This is a genomic window from uncultured Nonlabens sp. (genome assembly GCF_947495285.1).
In the GTDB taxonomy this organism is placed as follows: domain Bacteria; phylum Bacteroidota; class Bacteroidia; order Flavobacteriales; family Flavobacteriaceae; genus Nonlabens.
Map to the genome: position 1 here is coordinate 1 of NZ_CANLXZ010000048.1, position 13,519 is coordinate 13,519.

The following is a 13,519-nucleotide window of genomic DNA, read 5'->3' on the forward strand; positions in this document are numbered from 1 at the left end:
TCCATCTAAAACACTAATGTTTACTGGAGTATTGATTGTTGCATTCATTACAACTTCAGGATCCGCTGTTGGTGGTAGAGCTGGTACATTTCCGATATTATCTGGTTGTGTATCTGCATCTTCGTTGTTTGCCAAATTTGGATCTGGCTGGTCTGCACTTACTGTTACTCCATTTGTAAAATTACCAGAATCATCTATTGTTGCAGTAACAGTAATTACCACATCACTTGCAGGAGATCCTGGTGCAATACTTGGTATTGTACAAGGGAATGATGTACATCCTCCTGTAACCCCAGTAATTGTTAAATTTGTTGGAGTATCTGTAACCAACACATTAGTTGCCGTGCTTGGCCCATTATTACTTACTGTAATATCATAAGTAACAGTACTTCCAATAACAAAAGGACCTGCTGCTGTTAATACTTTATTAACTGCAATATCAGCAGATTCTTCAACGGTTAAAGTGGCGCATCTTGTTTCTGTGAAACATACATTATCTGTATGTGTAATTACTACACAATATTGATTCCCATTATCTGCCAATGCTGCATTAAAAGTTAATGTGCTATTGGTTTCTCCTGAAATCAATGAACCTCCAGAATTTGGATCACCATCATACCATTGGTATTGTATGTTGCCATTTGCGTTACCTGAATTAGCACTATAATCTGGTGTGGTACTTGGTGCAAAACCAGAATAAGTTGTTGTGTTTGTTGCTGTAACTACCGCTTCAAATGTTACGGAATCTCCTTCTGTAACCGTTTGATCTGCTGGTGGGGTATCTATTACTACTTCTGTAGCAACTGTTTCTGCATTAGTAGCACTAGCACCATCGTAACCTCCTGTAATGTCTCCACTACCAGAGGTAACTTGTCCATTTGCGTCTACAACTGTAGCAGCATCACCTAGAATACCATCACCATCTGCATCTGCACCTCCTGATTCTAAAGAATCTGGACAACCATCGTTGTCGCTATCTAAATCATAACAGTCGATTATACCATCTTGATCTAAATCCTGACGTAATATAAAATCAAACCCTACTGAATCTAAAAGACCTTCATTATCTGCGTCTCCATAAAAGTAAACTCTAAAATAATATGTAGTTGACTGATCTAATGGGAATTCGTTAAGATTATAATCTATAAAACCACCACCAGCAAAGTCTAACCCAGCATTGGTAACTGGTTGTGCAATTGTTGCTCCAGAAAAAAGAACCGTAGAAGTTGTAAAATTTGGGTCATCAGAAACTACGATACCTAAATTTTCGAAATAATCAAGACTACCACGACTATCCGATGCAAACATGAAAGTACTAAAGTTTCTAGCTTCGAATACTCCAGGACCATAGGCCAATGTAGTAAATCCAAATTCTAAATAATCATCCCCTGCAATGGCCTCTTGTAATGTGTTTGCGGTTGCACCACTTATACGCCATATTGTAGAAGGAAGTGGATTATCTGTAACCGTTATACCTGAACCGAAATTTAAATTGATAGGATTACCTTCTACATCTGTACCATAAGAAACCGTAGCTGAAGAATCTAAAAACGAAGGTCTGTTATTATTTTGCAATTGACCTGGAAGTAATGAATTACTTCCACCTCCACCTGTAAGTTCTCCTGATCCGTTGATATCAAACCAAATATCTGGTAGTTGACCTACAGCACCTCCTAGAACTAAAACACAATCTTCTGTATCCAAAATACCATCATTATCATCATCTAAATCACAAACATCAGGAACACCATCGTTATCATTATCTGCACTATCATCGCCACCTGGGCAAATATCTGCGCTGTCTAGTACTCCATCACCATCACTATCTGCTTCATTAACTGTTAAAACAGCACACCTTGTTTCTGTGAAACAAACATTATCTGGATGTGTAATTACTACACAATATTGATTCCCATTATCTGCCAATGCTGCATTAAAAGTTAATGTGCTATTGGTTTCTCCTGAAATCAATGAACCTCCAGAATTTGGATCACCATCATACCATTGGTATTGTATGTTGCCATTTGCGTTACCTGAATTAGCACTATAATCTGGTGTGGTACTTGGTGCAAAACCAGAATAAGTTGTTGTGTTTGTTGCTGTAACTGCCGCTTCAAATGTTACGGAATCTCCTTCTGTAACCGTTTGATCTGCTGGTGGGGTATCTATTACTACTTCTGTAGCAACTGTTTCTGCACCAGAAGCACCATCATAACCACCTGTAATGTCTCCACTACCAGAGGTAACTTGTCCATTTGCATCTACAACTGTAGCAGCATCACCTAGAATACCATCACCATCTGCATCGGTACCACCTGATTCTAACACATCGTTACAACCGTCATTATCGCTATCTAAATCTAAACAATCTACAATACCATCACCGTCACTATCTGGCGCACCTGGAGAAATAGTAATTCTATAAGGTTCCCTACCAGGAGCCTCCGTAGGATCTGTTCTAAAATATTCAACAGATACTGTCCTTAAAATAGACGTTGTAGAACTTGCTCCCCAAAAGGTACCATTACCGTTAAGAGGGGCAACAGGTGTACCTGGAGTAAAATCGTTAGAAACAATTTGAATTTTATTGGTAGCAACGCCAGAAAGCGTATAATTGGGTTGACCGTCAGCATTGGTATCAACCGTGCCGTCGTTTGTTAGCAGGATTGGGTTAGAATTTGAAGCTGTGCCTCTTGTATCTATCAAACCTTGAAGAGGAACATCTGCAGTTATAATAATGTTTTCAGTATTCCCTAGGAAATTATGACCCATTGAAGTTATATCAAAACTTACAGGTTCACTAAAACTAAATGTCACTAAAGCACCAGACTCACCAGATGCATCTCTGGCATTATCAAAAAAGCCAGTTTGTGCACCAGCCCTATCACTACCATTTAAACTAACGATGCTAGAATCTACCGCATTTGGCGAAGCAGAAGATGTTATTTCTACCATAATATTAGATCCAGCGACTCCTATGACTCCTGTATCAAAAACTACAGTACCGCCAGAAGGGCCGTTTAACACTGCGCGCTGTGCGGCTGTCAAATTGTTAAAATCTATAGGAAATGAAGGTGGTGTAAACACACACTCTACACTATCTAAAATCCCATCGTTATCATCATCTAAATCACATCCATCAGCAATACCATCGCCATCATTATCGGCCATATCATCAAACCCTGGGCAAACATCTGCGCTGTCTACCACTCCATCGCCGTCGCTGTCAATATCTGTTAACTCAATTGTAAACGTGGCTTGCTCACAAACATCATCGGCAGTATTTGTTGCTGGCATATTATTCGCATCAAAAGTCGTGTCATTATCAACATCGTTACATACTTCGTAAACAATTGTCACTGGACCTAATGTTTCACCAGGACCGGGCGTGTAGGTTGCTTCTCCTGTGTCTGGATCAAAAGTTACCGTACCTGTACCAGAATTACTAACTGGAGTAATTATTGTATTTCCTAAGTTGTTAGGATCATTATTTGGTAAAAAGTCATCATTATCTAATATATTAATAGTAACAGGAGTATCTATAGGCGTGGTTCCTATGTCGTCCATTGCACCAGATACGCTAGGATCAGAATTATTACCTATTTCATTAGTATCTGGATTACCATCATTATCGTCGTCATCATCACAAGTATCTGCAAGTAAATCACCGTCTGCATTAGGGCCGACTGTAGTTACCGCTGAAACTTGTGGATTTTGCGCTGTGGAATATGATGCTGCAACTACTGTTCCATCTGGATTAATAGCGCCAGGCTCTCCTACACCAAACTGTAAACCATCACCACCATCGGCATTTGGATCGTTATAAGCCTCATTAGAATCACTACAACCATCACCATCACTATCTCCATTTAAAAAGTCAAAGCTACCATCCATTAAAGTATCTATAGGCGCTAAACCTGCACCTGCACTACTAGGAATACCAGTTGCTGGATCTATAACACCATCGGCTATACCATCATTATTTGTATCCTGACCACCAGCTTCTACTACATCATAGATACCATCATTATCTGCATCAAGAGATTGATAATTTACCTGAGTATCTAAATCAAAATCAGGACAAACACCGCCTTCTATAAATCTAGAAATCTCAATTAATTGATTCTGTGTTAATCCATCACCTTGTAGACCCAAAGTAATTGAAGTTACATCATTAAATTGAAAATAAGTAACTGCATTTGGATCTGCACTACCACCTCTTATATTTCTATTTTGATTGTGCCATACAGCCGGTTGATTCACCCCTTGAACCACCTCAAAAGTACCACCAGATCCTTGAACCCCTACTGTACCAGCAGTATCTGAAAACGAATCAAAAGGCGTATAAAAGGTCACAAACTCAGTAGCCCCAACAGGACCCTCATTATTAAACAAACCTATCCTTACATCAACTCTTTCAGAAAAAGTATATGTTACAGAGGAATTACCAGCTGCAGGAGGCGTCCTATAATTAGCTTGTAACGCTGAAGTAAACGTGCTACTGGAATTTGATGCTGTTATACCTTGCGCTTGTAAACGAGGAATATCTCCTCCTAAAGAAACAAAATCAAAATCTGCTGTAAAGTTTCCTTCACAACTTTCAAATTCAAATAATCTACCTGATGCAACACCTGTTGTAACACTATTTAAAGAAGGTGAAAAAACAACCGGTGTAAACGCTGTGTTTTCTGTAGCCGGCACAAAACCTTCATCAGTATCTAAAATACCATCATTATCATCATCTAGATCACATAAATCACTTACACCATCGTTATCAAAATCTGGTAAACCTGATAATGCCGCATCACAACTGTTAACTACAGTAAGTCTTGCTTGACTAGTCTCTAGAATACATACATTATCTAAATGTCTAATTTCTACTGCATATACATTGCCATTTAAACTGGCAGGTGTATTTGCAATAGTAAGGTGTTCTGTTAAAAATTCTGAGTAAATACCACCATCTGTCGTAGCATCAATAGGTGCACCATTAAGAAACCACTGATAAGTAGTTCTTAAATCTGCATTACCTGGATTACCATATATAGGAGTACCGTTAGAGTAACTTGTTGCTTCATCTGCCCTAGTCTGTACTGTTATTTGAGTATCAATACCTTCTAACCCAGTAGTATCTTGGGCTGGTTGAGTTTGTGTTAATCTTACAGAACTTGTTACTGTATTATTATTACCAGGATATGTTGCAGCTGCATTAGCAACAGTACCGTCATCATTCACACCGCCGTTAGCTATTGTTAATGGATCTCCATTACCGAACTGACCTCCATCACCTCGGTCTGCATTGTTATTAACATATGCTTCGTTAGCATCAGAACAACCATCATTATCAGAATCTAGATCTCTAAAATCAAGAAAGCCGTCATTATCCGTATCTAAACCGTTTAATACCTCTAGCTCAAAATTAAGTTGCGGGAAAAGTCCCCAAAACATGTTACCAACACCAGAGTTGAAAGCAAATAAAGACATTTCTGTTTGTGGAGTTTCAAAAGTAAACAACACGTTGTGCCCGTTAACAGGACCTGCCATATTCAACAACACGTCTGAAAGAGTACTATCCACAGCAAGAACCTGATCGAACTGACCTACATTACCAATTACGTTATTTCCATCAGGATCTAATTGACCAGGAACAAAATCACCTACACCGTCTGGTGCAGAAGGATCTACAGTTACTATTGCACCTGCTGGAGCCCCTACTGTCTGAAATGTACCTGGCTCTGAAAATACGTAACCATCTCTAACTCCCGCATCATCTACTGGGGCCGTCATACTATCAATACCATTAACCTCAAAAGTAGTTAGAACAAATGGGTTTTGGGAATTTAATGTAGTATATACGATTTCAACCACTTGCCCTGTCCCAGCACCACCACCTGGAACATTAGCAGCGTCTGCCTCAATTCTTCCAGTGGTTGTGTCAAAAGAAAAAGGAGCACCGGGAAAAGAATTGGGTCCTTCATAAAGATCGAGAAAATACGTATTAGTTATATCAAAAAGTCTTAACCCTGCACTACCATCTGGAATAACACCTCCACCAGATATAAATGCCGAAGCAGGCAATGGAGCGACTTGATCCAAAACAACCGTTGTTATAATTTGCCCTTCGTCAGCATCAGTTATTCCATCATTATCGTCGTCTAGGTCATCGAAGTTTATGATTCCATCACCATCACAATCACCGAGAGGTGATGTATCTATACACTGACTGTAAGCCATGTGAGCAGCTAACAGAAATATGATGGTAAAAACAAAGGACTTGATTCTAATGAGTTTATTCATTGTAAAAAAAATAAATTTCAAACTAGGAGTAAATTTTCCCATAAGTAGTATCTTTTTTTGTTAACAAAACAATGCGCTCTGTCTACATATACTCAACGAATTTAAAAATAAATTGGCTGTAATGTAACCGCCGAGTTTTAAGTTGTAAAATATTCGATTAAGTACTTTTTAACACGATTAAGTTCAGTTTATTTATGTTTAAACGTAAAATAGCATGCATTTCCTCGATTAAGTATGAAAGAAACTAGTTAAAGGGACATTTTTAAAAGAAAAACGATACCTTAATATATACCGTTGATTGTTATAAGTCCTCTTTCGCGAAAGCGATACCTACCTAAAGAAGATGTTATTTTAAGGAACATCACAAACGATAACAATAGACAAAGTAAATTTCTATAGATCGCGATCTATTCTCTATTTTTGTACTCTTATGAATAAGAAACAATTTGAGAAAGAAGTCGCAAGGCGTAGAACCTTTGGTATTATTTCACATCCAGATGCTGGTAAAACGACGTTAACTGAAAAACTACTTCTTTATGGAGGAGCTATACAAGAAGCTGGTGCGGTAAAAAATAATAAAATAAAAAAAGGAGCTACCAGTGACTTCATGGAAATAGAAAGGCAAAGAGGTATATCTGTAGCGACATCAGTACTAGCATTTGAATATGATGGTATAAAGATTAATATCTTAGATACTCCTGGACATAAAGACTTTGCTGAAGACACTTTTAGAACTCTCACTGCAGTAGATAGCGTGATCGTGGTAATAGATGTGGCAAAAGGTGTGGAAGAACAGACCAAAAAGCTAGTCGAGGTATGTAGAATGCGCAATATTCCCATGATCGTGTTTATTAATAAAATGGATCGAGAGGGAAAGGACGCCTTTGACCTTATGGATGAAATCGAACAGATACTGGGTTTAAGGGTTACACCTCTCAGTTTTCCAATAGGTATGGGTTATGATTTAAAAGGTATTTATAATATACATAAACAAAATATTAATCTTTTTACTGGTGCCTCTTCTAAGGAGATACACAAGACTAAAGCAATAAGCGACCTTAATGATACTCAACTAGATCAACTAGTGGGCGAGCGGGCGGCAGTTACTTTAAGAGAAGAACTAGAATTAGTAGATGGTATTTACCCTGAATTTAACAGGGAAGAATATCTAGATGGGGATTTACAGCCTGTATTTTTCGGTAGTGCTTTACACAATTTTGGTGTAAAGGAATTATTAGATGGTTTTATAGAAATAGCACCAGAACCTAGACCTAAAAAGGCCGAGGAGCGATTAGTTGAGCCTAAGGAAGATCAATTTAGTGGTTTTGTATTTAAGATACATGCTAATATGGATCCTAAACATAGAGATAGACTTGCATTTATTAAGATAGTAAGTGGGGTTTTTGAAAGAAATAAAGCTTATAAACATATACGACTGGATAAGAATTTAAAATTCTCTAGCCCTAATGCCTTTTTTGCTGAGAAAAAAGAAATAGTAGATGAGTCTTTTCCTGGTGATATCGTAGGACTACACGATACTGGAAACTTTAAAATAGGTGACACTTTAACCTCTGGTGAGACCTTACACTATAAAGGAATTCCGTCTTTCTCTCCCGAGCATTTTAGATACATAAATAATTCAGACCCTATGAAGTCTAAGCAACTTGCTAAAGGTATAGATCAATTAATGGATGAAGGTGTTGCGCAATTATTTACTCTAGAACTCAATGGTCGCAAGGTGATAGGTACTGTGGGTGCGTTACAATTTGAAGTAATACAGTACCGACTAGAACATGAATATGGGGCAAAATGTTCTTATGAAAACCTGAATGTACACAAGGCTTGTTGGGTAGATGAAAGCGTGGCAAAATCTAACGAGTTTACTGATTTTAAACGCGTTAAATCTAAGTTTTTATGTAAAGATAAACGTGGGCAACTGGTGTTTCTAGCAGACTCTTCTTTTTCATTACAAATGACTCAGCAAAAATACCCTAGTATTAAGTTTCATTTCATATCTGAATTTGAACCAGCTGTTGATGCACTGTGATAGTTGGTTAATTACGCTTGCGCAAAAGCTCCATACATCTCATAAAAATATAAAAGCTCTTAACTGGACATGTTAAGAGCTTTTTTTATGAGATAATGCTGTTTCCAGCCTAATTAATCACAATTTTTATAACTTTCTAAACTGGTAACAATAAATTCTGATCTACGATTAAGTTGGTGTTCTTCTATAGAACATTCTACGTCATTTGAACATTTATTTAAAAGTCTTCTCTCACCAAAACCTTTGGCTGTTAAACGAGAAGCGTCGATACCTTGCGATATAAGCCAATTGCGAGTGCTCTGCGCTCTTTTCTCTGAAAGCACATCATTATAGCTATCTGGAGCTCTACTGTCTGTGTGAGAGCGTATTTCGACCTTAGTAAGTGGATACAATTCCATAAAAACCTTAATTTTTGATAACTCAATAGCTGCGTCTTTTCTGATATTAAATTTATCAAAATCAAAATAAATTTGCTCAATGCCTAACAATGGTCCTATGTCATCACAATCTGACACCGCTATACGAGAAGGTTCCATTTCTAGTGGAATATCTATGAAACCAGACTTTGTAGGCGATGAGAACAGCTCTTCAACTGGTGAATACTCTTCTGTTTGTGCTCTGACAAAGTACTGCTTACCACATTCTAATTTAAAAACATACTTACCATTCTCTGCTGTCACTAATTGATCTACTGTATTATTATTAGCATCCAGTATTAAAACCATGGCCTTATTCATAGGCTCTTTAGTTTTCTTATCTATAACGGTACCAGTTAATAAAACCTCGCAAGGGTCTCTTAGGTCTTCTAACTGTATGAATCTATAGATGTCATCATCACCAGAACCTCCTGGCCTGTTAGAAGTAAAATACCCTATTTTAGTATCGTCATTTATTATGAAAGAAAAATCATCGTTAACTGTATTAATGGGTTTACCTATATTGATAACTTTACTCGTACTGCCATCAGGATTTATAGAACTAGCAAATACATCTAAGCCTCCTAGGCCTTGATGCCCTGTAGAAGCAAAATATAACGTGTTATTCTTACTAACAAATGGAAAGGTCTCTCTACCAGGGGTATTTATATTCTTAAGATTTCTAGGTTCAGAAAACTGACCTTGCTCTAGAATGTCTACCACCCAAATATCTGACTTAGTAAACTCTGAATCTATGTCAGAACCTGTGGCACCAGGCATGTCACTAGAGAAGTATAATTTCTTACCATCAGGACTTAATGCAGGGTGCGCCACGGAGTATTGATCACTATTAAATGGAAGAGATACAGGCTTAGACCATTTACCATTTTCTTTATAAGATCTAAAAATCTTAAGCTTATTTACACCATCAATATCCTGTCTATAGACACCATCATCATAGTTATTACGTGTAAAGTACATTGTCAGACCATCTGCTGTGATAGCAGGTGTACTTTCATGATACTTTGTGTTAATCTTATTAGATAATCTTTTAGGAGAACTTAATTTACCATTTTTATCTGCGTTTGCAGTATACAATTGTAGAAAAGCCTGGTCGTTCCATGAGTGTCTTCTACTTACCATAGAACCAGAATCTCTAGAAGTAGCAAAAAGAACTTGATTTTCAGAATCTAAAAAAGCAGGACCAAAATCAGAGGAATAAGTATTAATTCCCACTGTGTTGACTACATTAAATCTACCTGATTGAAAATCAATTATTTGAAGATAATTAGGTTCTTCAGAATACAAATTGGACCTGAAATCAAAACCTTTAAAAGTATTGAATTTTGCCATCAACCTATCTGCCTCTTCGTATCTATTAACCGATTTTAGAGATTGTGCATATCTAAAAAAGTATTCTGGTCTTACCTGATCTTCATAATCTTGAAACAACTGATTATACCACTTATACGCCTCCTTAAGGTCATCATTATAATAGTAAGTATCTCCTAATTGAGACAGTACTTGAGGAGATGAAAAGCCATCTTCTAATAGCTTTAAATAAATTTTCTGAGCATCTATAAATGCTAGAGCTTTGAATTTTTCATTTCCAATATCAAGTTTACCCTTTTGGGAATGCCCAAAAGAAAAGGTAAAAACAATAAGTAATATGTATAGTTTTTTAAACATAATATATGCTGTGTTTATTTTTCTTAGAAGAAACGAGGTGTTATGATACGATCGTAGCTGTTAAATAATTCAAATCTCATAAATAGTTCATAACTACCGTCATTAAAAGCAGTGTTTCCTAACTCTGTAGTTTCTCTATCATAGGCAAATCCGATCATCATTTGATCACTTATTTGAAAGCCTACTAAACCTGTTACCGCTGCACTCCATCTATAAGCCGCTCCTAATGTCAATTTTTCATTAAACAAAAAGTTTGCTGACAGATCTACCTGTAATGGAGCTCCTTGAACCACTTTTACTAATGCAGATGGTTTAAACTTAATTGCATCATTTAAGTCCAGAATATAACCTGCCGTAGCAAAATAATGTATTCTTTCACTAGCAATATAAGTCGTACTTGAAGAGTCATTACTCTCATCAAAATGATCTGTTTGAAACAAATTAGGGGCACTTAATCCTAAATAAAAATTCTCTGTATGGTAATACATCCCTAAACCTACCGTAGGAGAAAGCTTATTTTCAATATTTTCCATTAATCTAGAATCACCTTCATCAAAGCGACTCAGTTTTGTAAAATCAACATTTAGCACATGAATACCACCTTTAAGACCAAAACTTAATCGAGAATCCTCGCCTACTGGAATCGTATAACTAAAATCTGCAGCTACATAAGTCTCATCTGCCGGGCCTATCTCATCATTTACTATACTCAATCCTAGACCTACACGACTGTTAGAAAGAGGAGTATGAAATGATAGCGTCTGGGTTCTAGGTGCTCCATCTAGACCTACCCACTGACTTCGGTGTAAACCTACTATACTTGCTACTCCTCGATTACCTGCATAAGCGGGATTTACAACTATAGGATTATAAGAGTACTGACTGTATTGGGGATCTTGTTGTGCGGTAACCGCTTTCGCGAAAGCGAATAACAATAAACAAGTTAATATTTTTTTCATGCTATTTTTATTAAACAAGTTCTGCCCACTAGGGACAGAACTTGAATATTATCGATTTATATATAAATATCCTGCCTTCTCAACAGTCTGACCCTGGTCATTCACATAACTGAAAACATAGTAATAAGTCCCTTCAGGTAATTGCTCGCCTTGTGAAACTGTAACCCTACCTTCAGAAACCCCTCTGAATGCAAGATTTGTATTATTATAGTTATTTACGTTATAAACTTCAACACCCCATCTATTGTAGATACGAACTGTATTTTCAAAATTCTCAATTCCTTGAAGTAAGAAGAATTCATTATCATCATTACCATCTGGAGTAACCGCGTTGAAAACAACAACCTCTCTAACATCCTCATCTAGATAGTCCGGAACACCGTCATCATCAAAGTCGTCTTCAATAGAGTCAAGACCGGTATTAACACCATCATTATCGTCATCAATATCTCTATAATCTGGCTCAGAATCTCCATCTGTATTGTTAAGATCTGTTGCTGGATTATCAACAACTACATCTCCATTAGGATCTCCGTATCCACTAAGATCGCCATCAAAAGCATCGTCTAAACCATCCATATCAACATCTACACCAGAAGGCAGTACATCTGGTTCACCATCGTTGTCAAAATCAAATCCTTCCGTACTGTCTGGTACGCCATCATTATCAGAGTCATCATCTAGATAATCAGAGAAACCATCACCATCAAAATCTATTGGATCAATACCTTCACCACTTCCTGGAGTTGATTCATATGCGTCGTCCAGACCATTACCATCACTATCTACACCACTCGGCTCTATATAGTCACCAGTAGTCTGAGATTCAACGTTATCAGGAATACCATCGTTATCTGAATCTTGATCGAACCAATCAGGGATCCCATCATTATCAGAATCACCTGGACCTTCCTCAACATCCAATATACCGTCATTATCATCATCAATATCATCTACATCTGGAATACCGTCCATATCATTATCAGGCAACATAAAATATCCATCATTTAAACTAGGTGTATCCATTCCAGCTACTGCTGTTAACATCTCAGGATCTGAACCGATAGTAGTTAAGGAATCAACACCTGTCGGTAATGTTGTATCATCAACGTCTACTGAAGTATCACCTACTGGAACTGTTGCAATCCAAGCACCATTAGAATCCGTCACAACCGTTTGTGTAACACCATCACTACCTACAACAACAACACTCACTCCAGGAATACCCAATTCACCAGCATCTTGAATTCCATTACCATCAGTATCTTCAAAAACAATTCCACTTACGGTTCCCATCGGCTCGTCATAACCATCATCAACAGTCGGTGTATTCACACCAGCCAATGCTGTAACATTTTCAGGATCAGAATCAAAAGTAGTTAATGTATCTACACCTTCTGGCAAGGTGCTTTCATCCACGTCAACATTAGTGGATCCAGCAGGCACCATTGCTAACCAATCACCACTAGCATCGGTAACCACTATTTGCGATACACCATCACTATCTACAATTATTACATCTACTCCTGGAATACCCAACTCGTCCGCATCTTGTATTCCATTACCGTTAACATCTAGATAAACAGTTCCACTAATAGTTCCCATAGGGTCGTTGTAACCGTCATCGGTACTTGGAGTATCTACTCCTACCACTGCTATAACTATTTCAGGATCTGAAGATACAGTTGTTAGGTTATCAATACCAGTTGGTAATGTAGTTTCATCTACGTCAATCGACGTATTACCTACTGGCACAATTGCCGACCAATCACCATTTTCATCAGTTGTTACAATTTGAGTTACACCTTCACTATCCACAATTGCCAATTCAACACCTGGAATACCTAATTCATCTGTATCCTGAATTCCATTTCCATTAACATCCTCATATACTGTACCACTAACTGTACCCATAGGATCATTATAACCATCATCCAAGGTAGGAACATTAGTACCTCCAAACGCATCTACAGTTTCTGGATCTGAACCTACAGTTGTGAAATTATCTAACCCAACAGGTAAAGTAGATTCATCTACATCTACATCCGTAGATCCTACTGGAACTGTTGCTGTCCATTCTCCGTTTGCATCCGTTGGTACAGTTTGTACGT

5 protein-coding genes are annotated in these 13,519 nt (G+C 37.5%); 1 reads left to right on the top strand and 4 read right to left on the bottom strand.

Translation table 11 applies throughout. The annotated features are described in order from the left end of the window. Positions 1 to 6,297, bottom strand: a 6,297-nt coding sequence (locus Q0838_RS13630; RefSeq protein ID WP_298956262.1) for a DUF11 domain-containing protein, incomplete at its 3' end; no start/stop codon positions are given. 430 nt (positions 6,298 to 6,727) lie between these two features. On the opposite strand from Q0838_RS13630, the gene Q0838_RS13635 reads away from it, so the two are divergent. Beyond that, complete coding sequence (locus tag Q0838_RS13635; RefSeq protein ID WP_298956265.1) at positions 6,728 to 8,344, top strand: peptide chain release factor 3; 1,617 nt, start codon at positions 6,728 to 6,730, stop codon at positions 8,342 to 8,344. A gap of 113 nt (positions 8,345 to 8,457) precedes the next feature. Here Q0838_RS13635 and Q0838_RS13640 read toward each other — a convergent pair whose 3' ends face one another. The 3 genes from Q0838_RS13640 to Q0838_RS13650 all read right to left on the bottom strand — a co-directional run. Then, on the bottom strand, positions 8,458 to 10,449 hold the full coding sequence (locus tag Q0838_RS13640) for an OmpA family protein (protein ID WP_298956268.1): 1,992 nt from the start codon (positions 10,447 to 10,449) through the stop codon (positions 8,458 to 8,460). Between the two features lie 23 nt (positions 10,450 to 10,472). Then, positions 10,473 to 11,408: a type IX secretion system membrane protein PorP/SprF gene (locus tag Q0838_RS13645; protein WP_298956270.1), complete on the bottom strand. Its 936-nt coding sequence runs from the start codon at positions 11,406 to 11,408 to the stop codon at positions 10,473 to 10,475. A gap of 48 nt (positions 11,409 to 11,456) precedes the next feature. Continuing rightward, positions 11,457 to 13,519: SdrD B-like domain-containing protein (locus Q0838_RS13650; RefSeq protein WP_298956273.1), on the bottom strand; the 2,063-nt coding region annotated here is incomplete at its 5' end.